We start from the raw sequence: 20,389 nt of genomic DNA, 5'->3' as shown, positions 1-20,389 counted from the left end.
CTTCCTGACTATAAACGACTTGGGCCCCGGCATCAACCTCTGGACCAGTCCCCTCTTTGTCCACCTGTTTTTTCCTGGAGGGCGACCTCGCCGATGGTCATCGTCCGGTCAATGGCCTTGGCCATGTCGTATACCGTGATCAGCGAAATGCTGACAGCGACGATGGCCTCCATTTCTACCCCCGTGCGGCCCGTGGTTCGCGCGGTGGCTTCGGCGCGAATGCCCGGCAGGGAGGGGTCGGCCGTGAGGCTCACCTGCACGTCGTCCAGGGGCAGGGGGTGGCAGAGGGGGATCAGGTCGGCGGTGCGTTTGGCGGCCATGATGCCAGCCACGCGGGCCACGCCGAGGACGTCCCCTTTCTTGAGGGACTGGGCCTGGATGGCGGCCAGGGTGGCCGGTTGCATCCGGATGCTCCCGGAGGCGCGGGCGGCGCGGGCGGTGACGGGCTTGGCGGATACGTCCACCATGCGCGCGTCGCCGTCGGGCCCCACGTGCGACAGTCGCTCGGTCATCGGAGTACGGCCTCCAGTTCACGCAGAAGCGTGAAGGTGACGAGTTGGGGATTGGCGTTGCCGGCGGTGAGTTCCTTGGCGCGTTCCACGGCCTGCACGGCGAGCGCCGCGCCGAGCGCGGCGGACTCATCGGAGCGCGCCGACGCCTGGTGCGAGCGGTCGTGCAGGAGGGTGGTGAGGGCGTCGAGGGCGTCGGCGAACTCGCCGCGAGCCTTGGTGCTGCCCTGGATGAATGCCACCCGCATGCGGTCGGCGCGGTCGCCGCGCGTGGCGGCATCGAGCAGGCGGCGGGCGCGGGCCAGCGCGTCGCCCAACGCCGATTGGGCGAGCAGCGCTCCGGGCGCGCCGTGGGCAATGCGCAGGCGGTCGTCGCGCTCGGCGGGGAGCGAGAGCGACTGGAGGTGCTGGGCCACGCGTGGATCGCCCAGGAACTGGTCCATGTCCCGGTCGCTGAGCCGGGGCACGCGGAGCGCGATGACGCGCGAGCGAACGGTGGGGAGGAGCGCGCCGGGCTCGCTCGTGGTGAGGATGATGTTCGTGTTGGCGGGCGGCTCCTCGAGGAGCTTGAGGAAGGCATTGGCCGCCTGGTCGGCGCCTTCCTGCGACACCATGCGCTCGGCGTCGCCGATGATGAACACCTTGCGGGCCGCCATCGCCGGCGCGAGCGCGGCGGCCTGCACGAGGGTGCGCACCGTGGCCACGTGGATTCCCTCGCTGCCGCTCGGGGCGGCGTACAGGCCGCCGGCGGCCACGCGCTCGGCGATCGCGTCGGCGTAGTCGGCATTCACGTCATCGGACGAGGCGCCGCCGTCCTTGAGGCGCGGGCGGGGGAAGACCCAGTGGAGGTCGGGGTGCGCCACCGCGAGCGCGTAGCGGCAGTGCTGGCATTGGCCGCAGGGGCGCTCCGCGGTGGCCGAGCACAGGAGGCCCTGGCCCAGCCAGAGGGCCAGGCGCTGCTTGCCCACGCCGGCCGGTCCGTGGAGCAGGAGGCTGCCGGGAAGCGCGCCGCGGCGGAGCGCGGCGTCGAGCCGGTGGCGGAGGGCGGCGTGGCCGAAGAGCGGAACGATGGACACGCCGGGAAGATACCGCGGCGGGGGCGGTGTGGGATGAGGTGGCGCGGCGGCCGATCGGCGGGTGTTGGGGTATGGATGAACGCGCCCGGCCCCGCCGCTCTTTACAATGCAAAGTACTTGCCAACCCTGCCCGCCGACGCCATGATACACCGTATGCCAACCTCGGCGCCCCCGCAGCGGCCAGCCGTGCCGCCGCCCGACGTCCATCGGCGGGCGATGGACAACCTGCGGTTCATCCGCGAGACGATGGAGCGCGCGGCCACGTTCACGGCCGTGTCCGGCTGGGGGGAGGTCATCATCGGCGTGAGCGCGGTGGTGGCGGCGGTGGTGGCGGCGGGCCAGCCCACGCCGCAGCGGTGGGTGGGGATCTGGATGGCGGAGGCGGCGGTGGCGGGCGGCATCTCGGCGTGGGCCACGTCGCGCAAGGCGCGTTCGGCCAACGTGCCGCTGCTGTCGGGGCCGGGGCAGAAGCTGGTGCTGGCGTTCGCGCCGGCGATGCTCGTGGGGGCGGCGCTCACCGTGGCGTGCGTGCTGCGCGGCATGGAGGGGTTGCTGCCCGCCGTCTGGATGTTGCTGTATGGCGCGGGGGTGATCGCGGCGGGTGCGTACTCGGTGCGCATCGTGCCGGTGATGGGGGCGGCATTCATCGGCGTGGGCACGGTGGCGCTGTTCGCGCCGCCGTCGTGGGGAACCGGGCTCCTGATCGCGGGGTTCGGCGGGCTCCACATCGTTTTCGGTTCTCTGATTGCGCGGAGGCACGGTGGCTAAGCACAGCGCGGTTCCCAAGGAAGACGCCGAGCGCGGGCGGGGCGGACGCCGCGCCCAGCCCGGATTGAGCGCCGTGCGCGGCAAGGCGCGCGACGAGCCGGGGAGCGCGCTGGAGCTCGATCGGCTGATCCACGAGCGGATGCGGCTGGGCATCGTGAGCGCGCTGGCGGTGAACGAGCGGTTGAGCTTCAACGATCTCAAGGCGCTGCTGGAAACCACCGACGGCAACCTGAGCGTGCACGCGCGCCGTCTGGAAGAGGCCGGCTACGTGACGTGCACCAAGGCATTCGAAGGCCGCATTCCCAAGACGCACTATGCGCTCACGACGGCGGGGCGCCGCGCGCTCGAGCGCTATCTGGGACACATGGAGGCCCTGATCCGGGCCACCCGCGAGGGCTGAGCGCATGTCTGCGATGCAATCCGGCGAGGACGGTTCGGCGATGCCGGCGCCGCTGCACGTGGCGATCATCATGGACGGGAACGGCCGATGGGCCACGTCGCGGGGGCTGCCGCGCACCGCGGGCCACCGGGCGGGAGTGCGCACGGCGCGATCCATCGTGGAAACGGCGCGCCGCGCCGGCGTGGGCACGCTCACGCTGTACGCCTTCTCGGCCGACAACTGGGGGCGTCCGCGCGGCGAGGTCACGGCGCTGTTGCGGTTGTTCAGGCGCACGCTGCTGAGCGAGTCTCGGCGCTGCCTGGAGAACGGGGTGCGGTTGTCGGTGATCGGCCGGCGCGACCGGCTGCCGGCGCTGCTGCGCGACACGATCGACGAGGCGGAGGCGATGACGGCCCCGTGCGGAGCGATGCAGCTGCGCGTGGCGGTGGATTACTCGGCGCGCGACGCGATCCTGCGCGCCGCGGCCATGGCCGGCGACGCCCCGGTGAGTCGCGAGCGGTTTGCGGAGCTGCTGGCGCAGGTGGATCACGCCGGCGGCGGGGCGCCCGACGTGGATCTGCTGATCCGCACGGGCGGCGAGCAGCGATTGAGCGATTTCCTGCTCTGGGAGTGCGCCTACGCCGAGCTCGCGTTCACGCGCCGCATGTGGCCCGACTTCACGGGCGATCAGTTCCTGGAGATGCTGGCCGACTTCGAGCGGCGCGAGCGCCGGTTCGGCGGCGTGCCCGAGCAGGCGGCCAGCTGACCGGCGCGGGCTAGGAGTGCGTCTCGAGCCCCGACACCACGCGCACGGTGTCGCGGGCGATGAGCAGTTCCTCGTCGGTGGGGATCACCCACACCTCGACGCGTGAATCGGGCGCGCTGATGCGCCCTTCGGCGCCGTGGACGGTGGCCGCGTTGCGGTCGGCGTCGAGCACCACGCCGAGCCAGGCCAGCCCATCGCAGATCTGGGCGCGCACCGTGGCCGCGTTCTCGCCGATGCCGCCGGCGAACACGATGGCCTCGGCGCCGCCCAGCGCGGCGAGGTAGGCGCCGATGTATTTGCGCACGCGATAGCAGAACAGATCGATGGCCAGCTTGGCCCGGCGGTCGTCGTGCTCGCTGGCTTCGGCCAGCAGTTCGCGCATGTCGTTGGTGAGTCCGGAAATGCCCAGCAATCCCGACTGCTTGTTGAGCAGCCCTTCGACCTCGCTGAGGGTGAGCCCTTCCTTGCCGGCGATGTAATCGAGGATCGCGGGATCGAGGTCGCCGGAGCGGGTGCCCATCATGAGCCCCTCGAGCGGCGTGAACCCCATCGAGGTATCGATCGAGTCGCCGGCGTTGATGGCACACGCCGAGCAGCCGTTGCCCAGGTGGAGGGCGATGATCCTGGTCTGCTCGCGGGTGCGCCCGGTGAGCTGGCGGTAACGCCACGACACGTAGCGGTACGACGTGCCGTGAAAGCCGTACCGGCGCACGCGGTGGCGGCGGTAGAGCTGGTACGGAATGGCGTACAGGTGCGCGCGCTCGGGGAGGGTGTGATGGAACGCGGTGTCGAACACGGCCACCTGCGGAATCCCCGCGCCGAGCACGGCGCGGGCCGCGGCGATGCCTTTGAGGTTGCTGGGATTGTGCAGCGGCGCGAGGTCGATCGTGTCCTCGATGGCGCGCTGCACCTCGTCGTCGATGCGCACCGACAGCCGGAAGCGCTCGCCGCCGTGGGCCACGCGGTGGCCCACCGCTTCGATGGACGCCACGGTGTCGATGTCCACGCCCGAGTCGGGGCCGGCCATCCAGTTGATCAGGAAGTCGAGCACCGCGCGGTGGTCGCGGGCCGCGACCGTGCCGCGCACGGGCGGCCGGCCGGGCACGGTGAGCGTGTAGACCGCCTCGCCGCCGATGTGCTCCACGCTGCCGCGGGCCAGCTTCTCGTCGCGGTTGTCGCGCATGCGCTCGGCGTCGGTGCGCACGAGTTGGAACTTGAGCGTGGCCGACCCGGAGTTGAGCACGAGCACGTTCATGGGTGCGTCCCGGTCAGATGACGAGGCCGACGCGCGCCGCCGCGGCGCGCGCGTTGGAGAGCGCCGTCTCCGGCGTGGGCCCGGTGGCGGACAGATGGCCCATCTTGCGGCCGGGTCGCGCGGTCTTCTTGCCGTAGAGGTGCAGGCGTACACCGGGCAGCTCCAGCGCCGGCGTGAAGTCCGGCGGCTGGCCGCCCTGCCACAGGTCGCCGAACAGATTCACGATCGCCGCCGGTTCCACGATGCGCACGTCGCCCAGGGGCAGATCGCACACGGCGCGCACGAGCTGCTCGAACTGGCTGGTGGGGCACGCGCGCTCGCTGGCGTGATACGAGTTGTGCGGACGCGGCGCCAGCTCGTTGACCAGGAGCTGGCCGTTGCCGGTGACGAACAGTTCCACCGCGAGCAGGCCCTCGATGTTCATGGCGCGGGCGATGCCGAGCGCGATGTCCTGGGCGCGCGCCGCGAGATCGCCGGGGATCGGCGCCGGCAGCACCGACCAGGCGAGCACCTGATTGGTGTGGTGATTGAGGGCGGGCGGATACGCCACCGTCTGGCCCGACGGGCGCCGTGCCACCAGCACCGAGATCTCCATGGCCAGGTCGAGCGCGCGCTCGGCCACCGCGTGGCGTTCCCCGAGGGCGCGCCACGCATCGGCGCAGGCCTCCACGGCGTGCACGCGCACCTGGCTGCGGCCGTCGTAGCCGCCGTGGCACGACTTCACGAAGCAGGGCCCGAGGTCGCGGATGGCCTGTTCCATGTCGGCCGGCGAGCGCACGTCGCGGTAGTCGCCCACGGGGAACCCGTGCTCGGTGAGCCAGGCCTTCTGCCGGCCGCGGTGCTGGATGTGGGCGATGATCGCGGGCGCCGGGCGCACGGGCGCAAAGTGCAGCGCGGCTTCGAGGCCGGCGGCGCCGATCTGCTCGATCTCGAGCGTGACCACCTGGCAGCCGCGGGCCAGTTCCGCGGCCGCGGCGGCGTCGTCGAACGCCGCCGTGATGAGGCGATCGACCACGGGGCGGGCGGGGCACTCGGGATCGGGATCGAGCGCCTGGACGGAGAACCCCATGGTGCGCGCGGCCTGCGCCGTCATGCGGCCCAACTGCCCGCCGCCGAGAATGCCGATGGTGGCGCCGGGGCGAATGACGGTCATTTACCGAGGTGGGCTCGGAGGTCGGTGTCGAGCAGGACGTCGGCGGTGCGGCGTTCGCGCCAGGCGCGCAGACGGTTGCGCACGTCGGGGCGGTTCTGCGAGACGATCGCGGCGGCGAGGAGGGCGGCGTTCACGGCCCCCGGTTCGCCGATAGCGAGCGTGCCCACGGGTACGCCCTTGGGCATCTGCACGATGGAGAGCAGCGCGTCGAGTCCGTTGAGCGTGGTGGCGGGAATGGGCACGCCGAGCACGGGGAGGATGGTCTTGCTGGCCACCATGCCCGGCAGGTGCGCGGCGCCGCCGGCGGCGGCGATGATGACCTCGAGCCCGCGCGCTTCGGCGCCGGCGGCGTACTCGAACATCCAGTCCGGGGTGCGATGGGCGGACACCACGCGCACCTCGTGGGGAATTCCGAGCGCGGCGAGCGTCTCGGCGGCGGCTCGCATGTGCACGAGGTCGGACTTGCTGCCCATGATGACGCCCACCCACGGCGCCGGGGCGCGAGGGGTGGTGGAGCGGGGCGCGCGCGCAGGGGGCATGACGGGGACCCGAGTTGAGTGGGTGCACGGAGGGTGCGCGCGGAAATATAGGCCAGGCGGCGGGGATGCTCCACCGTGGAGCGGGGCTTTCGTGGGAGGGCGGGGCGGCCTATTGTTTCGGCAACGGAACCGTTGATGCGTCTGCCGGCCCCTCCGACGTGATGCCGTTCGCAACGCCGTGAGCCCGATGTCCTTGATCCCACCCACCAACGAGGGCCCGCCGCCCTCCCCTGCATCCGCCCCTCCGGCCCGGGTCCACCTGCCCGAGGCGGAGCTGGCGTCCACGCCGCTCGACCGCGCGCAGATGCTGGCCGAGGTGATGGACTATGTGATCAAGGTCTCCAAGCCCACGCCGCTGGTGCTGCCGCGGCCGCGGGTATGGATTCCGCTGTTGACCCTGGCCTCGTTCATCTTTGCCCTGTATTCGTGGGCGGTGAAGCCGGCGTGGATCTGGGGGCCGCAGGTGGATCCCGACGTGGTGGCGGCCACGCACGACCCGGACATGCGGTTCGCGATGTTCCTGCTGGCGCAGCAGATCCTGAAGTATCGGGAGGAGTTCGGGGTCGTGCCGGCGACGCTGTCACAGGTGGGCGCGAGGATGGACAGTGTGAAATACGTTCCGCTCACCGACACGTCGTTCAGCCTGCGGTACGAGTCGGACCACCCGATCATCTACTACTCCACCGGGTCCACGGACGAGTTCCTGCGGAACGCGCTGGATGTGGTGAGGTCGTCTACGCCCTCGAAGACGCCATGAGGCGCCGGCGCGGGGGGTTCACGCTCATCGAACTGCTGGCGTCGATGACGATCATCGCGATCCTGGCCGGGATCATGATTCCGAAGACGGGAGATTTCATCAATCAGGCCAAGGCGACGGCGGCCGTTAGCGACATCCAATACGTGCAACAGGCGGTGAACAGCTACCTGGCGGCGGCTCCCACCGACTCCACGAGCCTGCCGCCCACAGCGGCGATGGGGCAGGTGCCGGATGCCTTCAGACCCGACTTGGGGGCCAATTACTCATTCATCAAGGGCGACTACACGCTCCAGTACAACAACTGGACGTTCTATCAGAGCGTTGGCGGCCAGACGACATCGCAGACAATCATCGGGATCACGATGCAGACCAAAAACGCGCGGTTGGGCGCGCTCGTGATGGAGAAATTGCCGCTACCGCACTTCCAGTGGGGGCAGAACGACACGCAGGACTACACGTTCATCGTGTACGGCCTGCAATAGGCCGCCGGCCGGCCGGGCCGAACGCGAACGGGGCCGCTCGTGTGAGCGGCCCCGTTCGCCAAAGATCAGGCTCCCCAGGTAGGACTTGAACCTACGACCCTCCGATTAACAGTCGGATGCTCTGACCAACTGAGCTACTGGGGAATGGTCGATGAAAGCTATTCGGCGGGGCGATGAAGTCAACGGAATCGCCGCTCAGCCGGCCACTTCCCGAGGGGCGCCATGCAGCGCCCGGTATTCGGGAAACTCGTGGAGCACGGTGCGCAGCCAGCGCCCGGTGTGCGAGGTGGGATGCCGCGCCACGTCTTCGGGGCGGCCCATGATCACCACCTCGCCGCCCGCGTCGCCGGCCTCGGGGCCCAGATCGATCACCCAGTCGGCCAGCTTGATCACGTCCAGGTTGTGTTCCACGAGCACGAGGGTGTGGCCGGCGTCCACCAGACGGTCGAACACCTGGGCGAGCTTGCGGATGTCTTCCAGGTGGAGCCCGGTAGTGGGCTCGTCCATGATGTAGAGCTTGCGCCCCGTGGTGCGGCCGGCGGTGGCCAGTTCACGCGCCACCTTGAGCCGCTGCGCCTCGCCGCCCGACAGCGTGGTGGCGGGCTGCCCCAACTGCAGGTAACCCAGGCCCACCTGCTGCAACTGCCAGAGCGCCTGGCCCAGCTTCTCCTCGCGCGGGAAGGCGCGGATGGCCTCGTCCACGGTGAGGCGGAGGGTCTCGTGGATGTTGCGGCCGTTCACGCGCACGTCGAGCACGTCGGCCTTGAACCGCTTGCCGCCGCACTCGTCGCACGGCACGAAGACGTCGGCCATGAACACCATCTCCACTTCGATGTAGCCGGCGCCCTCGCAGGTGGGACAGCGGCCGCCGGCCACGTTGAAGCTGAACGTGCCGGCCGTGTAGCGCCGTTCGTGGGCGAGCGGCGTGGCGGCGAACAGGCGCCGGATCTCGTCGAACGCCTTCACGTAGGTGACGGGGTTGGAGCGCGGCGACTTGCCGATGGGGCTCTGGTCGATGCTCACCACGTCGTCCACGGCTTCGGCGCCCGACAGGTGATCGTAGCTGCCCACGCGCTCCCCCAGGTGCTGCTTGGCCGACGTCTCGCCGCGAAGCGCGGTTTCGAGCGCGCGCATGAGCACGTCGTGCACGAGGGTGCTCTTGCCCGAGCCCGACACGCCGGTGATGACGGTGACGGCCCCCACGGGGATCTTGACGTCGATGCCCTTGAGGTTGTGCTCGCGGGCGCCGGTGAGCGTGATCCAGCGCGGGCCGGCGCGCCGGCGCTTGGCGGGCACGGGCACCTCGCGCTCGCCGGTGAGGTACTGGCCGGTGAGTGGGCTCGACCCGGCGCGCGAGAGCGGACCCGCGAACACGAGCTCGCCGCCCTTGTCGCCGCTGCCCGGCCCGAGCTCCACCATGAAGTCGGCGGCGCGGATGGCTTCCAGGTCGTGCTCCACCACGAGCACGGTGTTGCCCGTGTCGCGCAGGCGCTGGAGCAGGCGCAGCAGGCGGTCCATGTCGCGCGGATGGAGCCCGATGGACGGCTCGTCGAGCACGTAGAGCGTGTCCACGAGGCGGGAGCCCAGGGAGTTGGCGAGGCCGATGCGCTGGGCTTCGCCGCCGCTGAGCGTGCGCGTGGCACGGTGGAGCGTGAGGTAGCCCAGCCCCACGTCGGCCAGGAACTGGACGCGGCTGCGCGCTTCGTGCAGCACGTGCGCCGCCACCTGGCGCTCGAACTCGGAGAGGACCAGGGCGTCCATCCACCGGAGCAGGGCGTCCACGGGCAGGGCGCTCACCTCGGCGATGGTGCGGCCGCCCACCTGCACGTTCAGCGCTTCGGGCTGCAGCTTGGCGCCGCCGCAGGCGCCGCAGGTCTGCGCCGTCTGGTACTGGCGCAGGAACACGCGGATGTACTGCTTGTAGCGCTTCTCTTCCAGATCCTTGAGAAACGGGAGCATGCCCTTGTAGCCCTTGGCGCGGGCGTGGAGCAGGGCGTGCCGGGCCTTTGCCGAGAGGTCGCGCCACGCCGCGTCCATCGGGATCTGCTCGCGCCGGGCGAACTCGGCCAGGGCGCGGCGCTTGTTGTCGTAGCGCGGTTTGGTCCAGGGGTCGAGCGCGCCGTCGCGCAGCGACCGCTCGGGATGCGGCACGATGAGCGCCTCGTCGTACTCGAGCACGGCGCCGAAGCCGTTGCAGGTGGCGCAGGCGCCGCGGGGGCTGTTGAACGAGAACAGCTGCGGCGTGGGCGCCGGCGCGGGCGTGCCGTCGTTGGGGCACTCGAACCGTTCGGTGAACCGCAGCCGGTGCGGCGTGCCGGCCGGCGGCGCGTCGGCCAGTAGGATGACGCAGTCGCCCTCGCCCTCGGCGAATGCGGTGCCGATGGCTTCGGCCAGCCGGCCGCGCACCTCGGGGCCCGCCGCGAGCCGGTCCACCAGGACCAGCAGTTCCTTGGCGAACGTGACGTCCACGGGCGCGGTGAGCAAATCGTCCAGGTGCGTGATGGCGCCGTCCAGACTCACGCGCAGGAAGCCCTGGGCGCGCAGGTTCTCCACCACCACGTCGTGGGTGACCTCCTCGGACATGCGGAGGGGATACGCGACGGCGAATCGCGTGCCCGCGGGGAGCGCGAGCACGGCGTCGGTGGCCGACTGCACCGTGTCGGGCCGCATCTCGCGCCCGCACTTGGGGCAGATGGTGTGCCCCACGCGGGCCCAGAGCAGGCGCAGGTAGTCGTAGATCTCGGTGGCCGTGCCCACCGTCGAGCGCGACGTCTTGGTGGGATTGCGTTGCTCGATGGCCACGGCGGGCGAGAGCCCGTCGATGGCGTCCACATCGGGCTTCTCCATGCGCTCGAGGAACTGCCGGGCGTACGCCGACAGCGACTCCACGTAGCGGCGCTGCCCCTCGGCGTAGATCGTGTCGAAGGCGAGCGACGACTTGCCCGATCCGGACGGCCCGGTGACCACCGTGATGGCGCGGCGCGGGATCTCGAGATCGAATCCCTTGAGGTTGTGCTGGCGGGCCCCGCGGATCACGATCGCTTCTTTCATGCGGGGGGGAATCTAGCGTTGACCGCCCGCGGGCGAACGGGCTAGCATTCGCCGCATGACGGACGCCGCCGCATATCACGACGAAGACGCGCTGGGCAAGTCGTACGACTGGCGGTTGATGCGGCGGCTGCTGGGCTACGTGCGGCCGTACGGATGGTTGGTGGCGGCGTCGCTGGTGCTGCTCATGCTCGACGGCCTGCTGCAGCTGGTGGGGCCGCTGCTCACGCAGCGCGTGATCGACGTGGCGCTGCCCAACCACGACGCGGCGATGGCCACCCGGGCCGCCGTCCTGTTTGCGGCGTCGCTGGGGGCGGCGTTCCTGGCCCAGTTCGGCGACACGATGTTCACCAGCCTGCTGGGCCAGCGCGTGATGCGCGACCTGCGGGACGACCTGTTCGCGCACCTGCAGCGGCTTCCCATCCGATTCTTTGACCGCACCCCCGTGGGCCGTCTGGTCACGCGGACCACGGCCGACGTGGAGTCGCTCAACGAGCTGTTCACGGCCGGGGTGGTGGCGGGGCTGGGGGATCTGTTCACGCTCGCCGCGATCGGCGTGATGATGATCATCACCGATTGGCGGCTGGCGCTGGCCGCGTTCGGGGTGATCCCGTTCGTCTATCTCACGTCGCATCTCTTCCAGCGCGCGGTGCGCACGTCGTACCGCGACATCCGGACGCGACTGGCCCGGATCAATGCGTTCCTGCAGGAGCGCATCACCGGGATGCGGATCCTGCAATTGTTCGGCATGGAGCGGCCGGACGCCGCGGAGTTCGAGCGGCTCAACGCGCGGCACCTGGACGCGCACCTGCGGTCGATCGTGTACTACGCCGTGTACTTTCCGGCCATCGAAGTGCTCACCACGGTGGCCCTGGCCAGCCTGATCGTGGCGAGCGCGCACCGCGTGCAGTTCGGCGTGCTCACCGTGGGCACCGTGGCCGCGTTCCTGCAGCTGGTGCGGCGGTTCTTCCAGCCGCTGCAGGATCTCTCGGACAAGTTCAACACGTTGCAGCAGGCGATGGCGGCTTCGGAGCGGATCTTCGACCTGCTCGACGAGCCCGAAGCGCTCGGCGGCGCGGGCGGCGAGGCCGCGCCCACGCTCGAGGGCGCGCGGTCGGCGACGATCGCGTTCGAGGACGTCTGGTTCTCGTACGATGCGCCGGGCACGCCGGAATCCGAGCTGCGCTGGGTGCTCAAGGGCGTGAGCTTCGAGGCGCGTCCGGGCCAGACCCTGGCGCTGGTGGGCCACACCGGCGCCGGCAAGACTACGATCGTGAACCTGCTGCTGCGCTACTACGAGCCGCAGCGCGGACGCATCACCGTGAACGGCGTGGACACGCGGCGCATCCCGACCGACACGCTGCGGTCGCTGATCGGCTACGTGCAGCAGGACATCTTCCTGTTCGCCGGCGACGTGGCCGGCAACATCCGGCTGTCGTCGCGGCTCTCCGATGCCGAGGTGGCGCGGGCGGCGGCGCGCGTGGGCGCCGACCGGATCATCCGCCGGTTCCCCGACGGCTACGCGCATCCGCTGGGCGAGCGGGGCGGGTCGGTGAGCGTGGGCGAGCGGCAGCTCCTGTCGTTCGCGCGGGCGATCGCCGCCGATCCCGCGGTGCTCGTGCTCGACGAGGCGACGAGCGCCGTGGACAGCGAGATCGAGGCCGACATCCAGCGCGCGCTGGCCGAGCTGATGGCCGGCCGCACCACGATCGCGATCGCCCACCGGCTGAGCACGATCGTGGACGCGGACGAGATCCTGGTGTTGCACCACGGCCAGGTGGTGGAGCGGGGCGCGCACCGCGCGCTGATGGCGCGCCGGGGCTTGTACGAGCGATTGTATCGGCTTCAGGCCGGCGGCGGTGACCCAGCGCACGGCGGCTCCGAGCGCTTGCCAGCTTCGGGGGTGTTGGGGTAGTTTCTGCCCAACGCCGTATGCCGCGCGGCGCGCCTTCCGGGCGCGCCGCGTTCCGTCCTTTTCGACCGTCGCACCGAGTCCTCATGCCGGTCATACAGGTTCACGACGTACAGCATCCGCTCAAGCGCGGACAGACGCGGCTGGGCAGCGGCCCTGACGCGGACGTCCGCGTCAGCGACGACGCGTCGCTGGGCGTGCAGGCGGTGCTGGACCTCGGGGCCGACGACCAGGCGATCATCCGGCGCGCCGGCGGCGGCAGCGCCGTGAAGGTGAACGGCGTGGCGCTGGGGGCCGAACCCACGCCTCTCATGCACGGCGACAAGGTGGAGATCGCCGGCGTGGAACTGCAGTACTCCGAGGACAGGAAGGCGGGCGCCACCCAGTACGTCTCGGCGGCGGAGATCGCCGAGATCGCCGCCGCCAAGCGCGCCGGTCCGGCACGCGCCACCGCCGCCACGGGCGGCCGTCTGGTGTCGCTGGTGGACGGCAAGGAATACGCGATCGCCGATAGCGGCATCACGATGGGGCGCGACGCCGGCAACGACGTGGTGGTGGCGCAGAGCGAGGTGTCGCGGGTGCATGCCCGCCTCGGTCCCGGCGAGACCGGCTACGTGCTCACGGATCAGAGCACCAACGGCGTGTTCGTGAATGGCGAGCGCGTGTCGGGCACCAAGCTGCTCTCGCGCGCCGACGTGATCCGGGTGGGAAGCGAGGAGTTCCGTTTCTATGCCGACGTGGCGCCGATCGCCCGTTCGGTCGCCGCCCCTGCCGCTCCCACCGCGCCGCCGCCCGTCGCGCCCACGCCCGCTCCGCCGGCGCCTGCGCCGGTCGCTTCGCGTCCCGCGCCGGCGCCCCTGTCGCAGGAGCCCACCACGCTGCCCACGCCGGCGCCCACCGCGGCGCCGGCGCCGGTGCTCCGCCCGGTGCTGGCCGTGCTCGAGATGGCCAACGAGGGACCCGGCAAGGGCCAGACGTTCGACGTGCGCGCCTCGCTCACCCATGTGGGACGCGGCCCGCACAACGACATCGTGCTGGCCGACGAGAGTGTGAGCGACTCGCACGCCAAGCTGCAGTTGCGCGACGACGGGTGGTACGTGGTGGACGCCGGTTCGACCAATGGGACGTACGTGGGCGGCACCCGCGTGGAAGGGGAGCGCCGGCTCGATGGCGCGCCCGACCTGCGGTTTGGCGGCATCAAGATGCGGTTCCGTCCGGTGGCCCAGCCCTCGGACGCCGGCAAGGGCACGCGGCGCATCGCCACGCGGCCGTCCGATCGCGCGTCGGTCGCGCCCGCCGCCACGAAGCGCGGCGTCCCGATGTGGGTGTGGATCCTTCTCGCGCTGGTCGTCGTGGGCGGCGCCGTCCTCTACCGACTGAAGGGGTGATGGTCAGGCTGCTGCACGCCGCGCGGACGGATGTGGGCATGATCCGGTCCGGCAACGAGGACAGCTACGCCGTGGACATGAGCGACACGCGCGGCGTGTTCATGGTGGCCGACGGCATGGGCGGGCACGCCGCCGGCGAAGTGGCCAGCGAGATGGCGGTGCAGATCGTGGTGCGCGAGTTGGGGGCGGTGCAGGATCTCCAGTCCTCCGAGTCGCCGCGGCGCGTGGGGCAGGCGCTCCAGCACGCCAATCGCGCCATCCACGACCGCACGCTCACCGAGGTGGACAAGCAGGGCATGGGCACCACGGCCTCGGTGCTCCTCCTGTCCGGCTCCCGGTACATGATCGGCCAGGTGGGCGATTCCCGCGTCTACCTGCTGCGCGACGGCGCCCTCATCCAGCTCACCAAGGACCACTCGTACGTGCAGGAGCAGGTGGACCTGGGCAACCTGACGCCGGAGCAGGCCCGCTACCATCCCTACAGCAACGTCATCACCCGCTGTGTGGGGGCGAGCCCGGACGTGGAGGCCGACGTCTACGTGGGCGACGCGCACGTGGGCGATGTGTTTCTCGTGGCCAGCGACGGACTCACCGGCATGGTGGACGACCGGCGGCTGCAGCAGCTGCTGATGGCGCGCACGGTGCCCGAGCGCAAGGTGCATGCGCTGATTGCCGAGGCGAACGGCCGCGGCGGGCTGGACAACATCACCGCGATCGTGGTCCAGGTGGAATCGACCGAGGACACGCGCGCCGAGACCACCACCGGCGAGATGACGGCGGCGTCGGACGCGCATGTCTGACGCGGAGACGGTCGCCTCGGTGGCCGAGCTGTATCTGGGGAACATCCTGTACGCGCTGGAACTCTCGGCGATGAGCCTCGAGGAGCAGGGCAAGCCCGAGGACGCGGCGTTTTATCGCGGCATCGCGAGGAAGCTGGCGGAAGCGCGAGGTAGGGCGGTAGGACGGTAGGGGAGCAGGACGGATGACTGCGGGACGCCGTTTACCAACGACCGTCCTACGGGTCCTACCGTCCTACCGCGTCAAGAGGCGGTTCCCGCTCTCCACCATCGCCCGCACCTCGTCCCCCGAGCGCCTCAGCAGCCCCAGCAATGGCTCCGGCGCGATCGCCGCGCGATTGGCCGTGAACACACGCAGCCACCGCGCCGACCGGTAGAGCTCCTCGCTGAGCTTGGGCAGATCGATGGCGCCCGCCCAGCCCTGCGCAGTGAGGCGGCGCACCGACCCATCGCGGCGCAGCACGGGGATGTCGAGTCCCAGCATCTGCGTCTTCACGGGATAGTCCAGCAGCAACTCGCCGGGGGCGAGGCCGAGTTCGCGCGCCAGCGCCGCCTCCACGCGGGCTACGAGCGCGGGGTCCTCGGCAATCCACTCGCATTCGTCGCCGGAAAGCTGCGCCGCGGGACACTCGAACGAGCGCTTGTACAGGCGCCGCTCGCGCAGTCCGTCGAGCAGGGCCGACGGATGACGGCGCGCCAGCTCGGCGAGCAACGCCTCGTCCGTGAATGCCGCCAGCGAGCCGGCATCCAGCGAACCGGCGTGGAGCGCGTCGGCCACGAGGCGTTTGTACATGACCGTCGCGCTGCGCACGGCGTGGTGCCAGTACACGTTGCGGTACATCTGGTACTTGGCAAAGAGCAGCGACTCGAGCGCCGCCAGCCCCTTCTCGACGATGCCCAGCCGCCGCGCGCCGGTCTCGGGATCGGTGACCACGGTCATGGAATTGAGCAGCCGGTCGGCGTCGATCTCGCCGTAGGCCACGCCGCACATGAACGCATCGCGCCGCAGGTACTCGATCTTGTCCAGGTCCAGCGATCCGGAGATCAGCCCCTGGAGGGGGCTCGCGCTCTCCCCGCGAATGAGCGCGATCACGCGCGCCGGCGCGTCGGCGCCGAGTTCGGCGGTGAGCAGGGCGCCGATGGCGCCGCCGGTGACGAGTGGACGGGCCACCTCTTCATGGTGCAGCGCGCCGATCTCCTCGAGCGCGTGCGAGAACGGGTAGTGGCCGATGTCGTGCAGGAGCGCGGCGGCGCGCACCACGCCGGCCTCGGTGCGGAGCGCGTCATCCAGGAATCCGCCCTCGTCGAGCAGGGCCAGCGCACGCCGAGCCAGGTGATACGCGCCGAGCGCATGCTCGAACCGCGTGTGCGTGGCACCGGGATAGACCAGATGGGCCAGGCCGAGCTGGCGCACGTTGCGCAACCGCTGGAACTGCGGGGTGTCCACCAATCGAAGCGCGAACGGCTCGACGGCGATGGTGTTCCAGAGGGGGTCGCGGAGAGTGCGCATGATGGGGAGAGAACGACGGCGGGCCGGGCCCGCGTCGATTCAGGCCTGCGGTCCCGCTCTCGTCACCGCGCCACCCACCGCCTGCTCGAACTGCGCGAAGTTCGCGCGGAACATCGCGGCCAGCTTTGCGGCCTGGGCGTCGTACGCCGCCTGGTCGGCCCAGGTATCGCGCGGCCGCAGCACCTCCGACGGCACGCCGGCGATGGCGGTGGGCACGTGGAGGCCGAACACCGGATCGGGCTCGGACGGCGCGTGCACGAGTTCGCCGCGCAGCACGGCCTGCACCATGGCGCGGGTGTAGCCCAGCTTCATGCGCGAACCCACGCCCGCGGGACCGCCGGTCCACCCCGTGTTGACCAGCCACACCGTGGCGTCGTGCTGGTCGAGCAACTGGCCGAGCATCTCCGCGTACTTGGTGGGGTGCCACACCAGGAACACGGCGCCGAAGCACGCCGAGAAGGTGGCCTGCGGCTCGGTGACGCCGCGCTCCGTGCCGGCCACCTTGGCGGTGTAGCCCGACAGGAAGTAGTACATCGCCTGCTCGCGGGTGAGCTTGGCCACCGGCGGCATCACGCCGTAGGCGTCGGCGCACAGGAAGACCACGTTCTTGGGGTGGCCGCCGCGCCCCGACGGGACGTGGTTGCGGATGTACGGCAGCGGATACGACGCGCGCGTGTTCTCGGTGACCGACTGGTCGTCGAACCGCACGCGGCTGGTGGCCGCGTCGAGCACCACGTTCTCGAGGATCGTGCCGAACATCTGCGTGGTGGCGTAGATGTCGGGCTCGCTCTCGGCCGACAGGTTGATCACCTTGGCGTAGCAGCCGCCCTCGAAGTTGAACACGCCGTGGGGCGACCAGCCGTGCTCGTCGTCGCCGATCAGGTCGCGGTGCGGATCGGCGGACAGCGTGGTCTTGCCGGTGCCCGAGAGGCCGAAGAACAGGGCGGTGTCGCCGTCGGCGCCGATGTTGGCCGAGCAGTGCATGGACAGCACGCCGCGCTTGGGCATGTAGTAGTTCATCACCGTGAACATCGCCTTCTTCAGCTCGCCGGCGTACCGCGTGCCGCCGATGAGGATCATGCGCTGGGCCAGGTTGACGACGATGAACGTGCCAGTGCGCGTGCCGTGGCGGGCCGGATCGGCCTGGTACTCCGGCGCGTGCAGCACGGTGAAGTTGGGCGCGAAGGCGGCGAGTTCGGCCAGCGCCGGCCGGATGAACATGTTGCGGACGAACGCCATGTGCCACGCGTTGGGCGACACGTAGCGCACGGCGAGCCGGTGGGCCGGCTCGGCGCCGCAGTACAGGTCCTGCACGAACAGTTCGTCGCGGCCGTTGAGGTAGGCGCGCACGTCGGCCAGCAGCGTCGCGAAGTGCTCCGGCGACAGCGGCTGGTTCACCTTGCCCCAGTCCACGTCGTGCTCGGCGGACGGTTCACGGACGATGAACTTGTCCTTGGGGGAGCGCCCGGTGTGCGGGGTGGTGACGGCCACGAACGGGCCCATGTCGGCCAACTGGCCCTCGGCGCGCTCGATGGCGCGCTGGATGAGCCGGGGGGCGACGAGATTCCAGTGAACGGTGCCCGTGGGCGTCAGTCCCTGGGCTTCGAGCGTGGAGCCGGGGACGGGCGTCGTCTGCGTGGCCATGCTAAATCCTCGAGAAGATCGTCGGATCGGGTTCGTCGGCGGTCTTGGCCGCGGGGGTGGGCCGCGAGCGTTCCTGCGCGTCCACGACGGCCACCGCCGCCATGTTCACGATGTCCTGCACGTCGGCGCCGCGCTCGAGCACGTGCACGGGGCGTCGCATACCCACGAGGATCGGGCCAATGGCCGTGGCGCCGCCCAGGTGGATGAGCAGTTTGTAGGCGATGTTGCCGGCGCTCAGGTTGGGAAAGATGAGCACGTTGGCGGGCTGCGTGAGGGCGCTGAACGGGTAGTCGCGCGCCATGATCTGCATGTCGAGCGCCGTGTCGGCCTGCATGTCGCCGTCCACGACCAGCGACGGATCGCGCTCGCGCAGGAGCTCCGCGGCCCGCGCCATCTTCACGGTGTCGGGACTGCGCACCGAGCCGAAGTTGGAGTACGACAGCATCGCGATGCGCGGCACGATGCCCATGGTGCGCGTGATGCGGCTGGCCGCGTACCCGATCTGGGCGAGCTGCTCCGCCGTCGGATCGAGATTCACCGTGGTGTCGGCGCAGAACACCACGTGCTTGGGGAAGACGAGCATGTACATGCCGCTCACGATCCCCGCCTTGGGATGGGCGCCGATCACTTCCAGCGCCGGCCGGATGGTCTCCGGGTAGTGCAGATTGACGCCCGACACGAGGCCGTCGGCGTCGTTGCGCGCCACCATGCACGAGCCGAAGTAGTTGCCGTTGAACAGGCGGCGCCGCGCCTCGTCGAGCGACAGGCCCTTGCGCTGCCGGAGCTGCCACAGGAACAGCGCGTACTCCTCGCGCAGCGCCGACGTGGCCGGGTCCTCGATCGTCACGTCCTCCAGCGACACGCCCATGTTCTGGGCCGTCTGCTCGATCACGGCGCGATTGCCGAGCAGCACCGGCTGGGCGATGCCGTCATCGACGAGGATCGAGGCGGCGCGGATGACCTTGGGCTCCTCGCCCTCGGGGAACACGATGCGCTTGGGGCGCTGGATGGCCCGATTGATGAGTCCGCGCATGATCCCGCGGGCCCGTCCGAGCCGCTCCTCGAGCTGCGCGCGGTAGGTCTCGAGCTCGACGAACTCCTTGGCCACGCCGCTCGCCACCGCGGCCCACGCCACGGCCGGCGCCACCCAGAGCAACGCCCGGTGGTCGAACGGGAACGGGATCAGGTACTCGGGGCCGAACTTCACGTCGCGCAGCCCGTAGAGCGCGGCCACGTTGTCGGGCACGTCCTGCTTGGCCAGCGCGGCGAGGGCGCGCGTGGCCGCCATCTTCATCTCCTCGTTGATCTCGGTGGCCCGCACGTCGAGCGCGCCGCGGAAGATGAACGGGAAGCCGAGGACGTTGTTCACCTGATTGGGATAGTCGCTGCGGCCGGTGGCGATGATCGCGTCGTCGCGCACCGAGCGCACTTCCTCGGGCAGGATCTCCGGCACCGGATTGGCCAGCGCGAACACGATCGGGCGCGGCGCCATCCTCGCGATCATCTCCGGCGTCACGGCGCCGGCGGCCGACAGCCCCACGAACACGTCGGCGCCGTCGAGCGCTTCGGCGAGCGTGCGGAGCGCCGTCTTGGCGGCGAATCGTGCCTTGTACGGATCGAGATCCTTGGCATCGCGGTCGGCGTGGATCACGCCCTTGCGGTCGCACATCAGGATGTGCTCGCGCTTCACCCCCAGGCGCACGTAGTGCTCGGCGCTGGCGATGGCCGCGGCGCCGGCGCCGGAGAACACCACGCGCACGGTGGCGATGTCCTTGTCCAGGATCTCGAGCGCGTTGAGCAGCGCCGCCCCGGAGATGATCGCCGTCCCGTGCTGATCGTCGTGGAACACGGGAATGGAGAGCGTCCGGCGGAGCGTCTCCTCGATGTAGAAGCAGTCGGGCGCGCGGATGTCTTCCAGATTGATCCCGCCCACGGTGGGCTCGAGCAACTGGCAGAAGCGGATCACGTCGTCGGCGTTCTCCGATCCCACTTCGAGATCGAACACGTCGATGTCGGCGAACTGCTTGAAGAGGTTGCCCTTGCCCTCCATCACCGGCTTGCCGGCCAGCGCCCCGATGTTGCCGAGGCCGAGCACGGCGGTGCCGTTGGACACCACGGCGACGAGGTTCCCCTTGGCGGTGTACTCGTACGCCTTGTCGGGGTCGTCCTTGATGTCGAGGCAGGGTTCGGCCACGCCCGGTGTGTAGGCGAGTCCGAGGTCGCGCTGATTGCTCAGCGGCTTGGTGGGAACGACGGCGATCTTGCCCGGGCGTCCTTCCCGATGGTACTCGAGTGCGTCTTCGCGTTTGGTCATGGTCAGGACACCAAACTTAGCGGTGGGGAGCGCCCACCGGCACCGGCAACCGGCAAAACACCGAAGGCCCGGCGAGATATCGCCGGGCCTCC

General features: G+C 70.4%; 18 protein-coding genes and 1 tRNA gene. 9 read left to right on the top strand and 10 right to left on the bottom strand.

Annotation, left to right across the window (positions count from 1 at the left end):
* Positions 1-32: 32 nt before the first annotated feature.
* Positions 33-512, bottom strand: coding sequence for a cyclic pyranopterin monophosphate synthase MoaC (gene moaC, locus VNE60_04385; protein HVB30747.1), 480 nt, complete (start codon positions 510-512; stop codon positions 33-35).
* On the bottom strand, positions 509-1,585 hold the full coding sequence (locus VNE60_04380) for a hypothetical protein (protein HVB30746.1): 1,077 nt from the start codon (positions 1,583-1,585) through the stop codon (positions 509-511). The genes moaC and VNE60_04380 overlap by 4 nt, the downstream gene beginning before the upstream one ends.
* A 153-nt stretch (positions 1,586-1,738) precedes the next feature.
* Here VNE60_04380 and VNE60_04375 point away from each other — a divergent pair, with 153 nt between their 5' ends.
* The 3 genes from VNE60_04375 to uppS are packed head-to-tail and all read left to right on the top strand — an operon-like array spanning position 1,739 to position 3,498.
* The gene (locus tag VNE60_04375; protein ID HVB30745.1) at positions 1,739-2,353 is read left to right on the top strand and encodes a hypothetical protein; all 615 of its coding nucleotides are present in this window, start codon (positions 1,739-1,741) and stop codon (positions 2,351-2,353) included.
* The gene (locus VNE60_04370) at positions 2,346-2,753 is read left to right on the top strand and encodes a transcriptional regulator (protein HVB30744.1); all 408 of its coding nucleotides are present in this window, start codon (positions 2,346-2,348) and stop codon (positions 2,751-2,753) included. Before VNE60_04375 ends, VNE60_04370 begins: the two co-directional genes overlap by 8 nt.
* 4 nt (positions 2,754-2,757) lie before the next feature.
* Entirely contained in the window at positions 2,758-3,498 is a 741-nt protein-coding gene (uppS, locus tag VNE60_04365; protein HVB30743.1) for a polyprenyl diphosphate synthase, read from the top strand.
* 10 nt (positions 3,499-3,508) lie between these two features.
* Here uppS and VNE60_04360 read toward each other — a convergent pair whose 3' ends face one another.
* From VNE60_04360 to purE, 3 genes are read right to left on the bottom strand one after another with little or no spacing between them, the layout of a single operon-like run.
* Positions 3,509-4,753, bottom strand: coding sequence for an acetate kinase (locus VNE60_04360; GenBank protein HVB30742.1), 1,245 nt, complete (start codon positions 4,751-4,753; stop codon positions 3,509-3,511).
* Between the two features lie 13 nt (positions 4,754-4,766).
* On the bottom strand, positions 4,767-5,906 hold the full coding sequence (gene purK / locus VNE60_04355) for a 5-(carboxyamino)imidazole ribonucleotide synthase (GenBank protein ID HVB30741.1): 1,140 nt from the start codon (positions 5,904-5,906) through the stop codon (positions 4,767-4,769).
* Positions 5,903-6,445 carry a 5-(carboxyamino)imidazole ribonucleotide mutase gene (gene purE, locus VNE60_04350; GenBank protein ID HVB30740.1) on the bottom strand — a complete coding sequence of 181 codons (543 nt, stop codon included), beginning with the start codon at positions 6,443-6,445 and terminating at the stop codon, positions 5,903-5,905. The genes purK and purE overlap by 4 nt, the downstream gene beginning before the upstream one ends.
* 187 nt (positions 6,446-6,632) lie before the next feature.
* On the opposite strand from purE, the gene VNE60_04345 reads away from it, so the two are divergent.
* Together VNE60_04345 and VNE60_04340 are read left to right on the top strand one after the other, a co-directional pair.
* Positions 6,633-7,202 (top strand): hypothetical protein, encoded by a 570-nt coding sequence (locus tag VNE60_04345; protein HVB30739.1) that lies wholly within the window; start codon positions 6,633-6,635, stop codon positions 7,200-7,202.
* Entirely contained in the window at positions 7,199-7,684 is a 486-nt protein-coding gene (locus VNE60_04340) for a prepilin-type N-terminal cleavage/methylation domain-containing protein (protein ID HVB30738.1), read from the top strand. Before VNE60_04345 ends, VNE60_04340 begins: the two co-directional genes overlap by 4 nt.
* Before the next feature lie 70 nt (positions 7,685-7,754).
* Here the strand turns inward: VNE60_04340 and VNE60_04335 are convergent.
* Positions 7,755-7,828, bottom strand: a tRNA-Asn gene (locus tag VNE60_04335).
* A 51-nt stretch (positions 7,829-7,879) separates the two neighbouring features.
* Positions 7,880-10,735, bottom strand: a complete 2,856-nt coding sequence (uvrA, locus tag VNE60_04330) for an excinuclease ABC subunit UvrA (GenBank protein HVB30737.1) — start codon at positions 10,733-10,735, stop codon at positions 7,880-7,882.
* Between the two features lie 55 nt (positions 10,736-10,790).
* On the opposite strand from uvrA, the gene VNE60_04325 reads away from it, so the two are divergent.
* The 4 genes from VNE60_04325 to VNE60_04310 all read left to right on the top strand — a co-directional run bounded on the left by VNE60_04325 (position 10,791) and on the right by VNE60_04310 (position 15,001).
* Positions 10,791-12,647 (top strand): ABC transporter ATP-binding protein, encoded by a 1,857-nt coding sequence (locus tag VNE60_04325; GenBank protein ID HVB30736.1) that lies wholly within the window; start codon positions 10,791-10,793, stop codon positions 12,645-12,647.
* 83 nt (positions 12,648-12,730) lie between these two features.
* On the top strand, positions 12,731-14,032 hold the full coding sequence (locus tag VNE60_04320; protein HVB30735.1) for an FHA domain-containing protein: 1,302 nt from the start codon (positions 12,731-12,733) through the stop codon (positions 14,030-14,032).
* 38 nt (positions 14,033-14,070) lie between these two features.
* Complete coding sequence (locus VNE60_04315) at positions 14,071-14,832, top strand: Stp1/IreP family PP2C-type Ser/Thr phosphatase (protein ID HVB30734.1); 762 nt, start codon at positions 14,071-14,073, stop codon at positions 14,830-14,832.
* Positions 14,825-15,001: a hypothetical protein gene (locus VNE60_04310; GenBank protein ID HVB30733.1), complete on the top strand. Its 177-nt coding sequence runs from the start codon at positions 14,825-14,827 to the stop codon at positions 14,999-15,001. The genes VNE60_04315 and VNE60_04310 overlap by 8 nt, the downstream gene beginning before the upstream one ends.
* 63 nt (positions 15,002-15,064) lie before the next feature.
* Here the strand turns inward: VNE60_04310 and VNE60_04305 are convergent, their stop codons facing one another.
* The 3 genes from VNE60_04305 to VNE60_04295 are packed head-to-tail and all read right to left on the bottom strand — an operon-like array spanning position 15,065 to position 20,297.
* Complete coding sequence (locus VNE60_04305) at positions 15,065-16,339, bottom strand: HD domain-containing protein (protein HVB30732.1); 1,275 nt, start codon at positions 16,337-16,339, stop codon at positions 15,065-15,067.
* Between the two features lie 39 nt (positions 16,340-16,378).
* Positions 16,379-17,983: a phosphoenolpyruvate carboxykinase (ATP) gene (gene pckA, locus VNE60_04300; protein ID HVB30731.1), complete on the bottom strand. Its 1,605-nt coding sequence runs from the start codon at positions 17,981-17,983 to the stop codon at positions 16,379-16,381.
* 1 nt (position 17,984) lies between these two features.
* Positions 17,985-20,297 (bottom strand): NADP-dependent malic enzyme, encoded by a 2,313-nt coding sequence (locus VNE60_04295; protein HVB30730.1) that lies wholly within the window; start codon positions 20,295-20,297, stop codon positions 17,985-17,987.
* Positions 20,298-20,389: the final 92 nt, after the last annotated feature.

Source organism: Gemmatimonadaceae bacterium (assembly GCA_035533755.1).
Lineage (GTDB): Bacteria > Gemmatimonadota > Gemmatimonadetes > Gemmatimonadales > Gemmatimonadaceae > JAGWRI01.
Note: the sequence above shows the minus strand (reverse complement) of the source record. Positions and strands in the feature narration are given on the sequence as shown.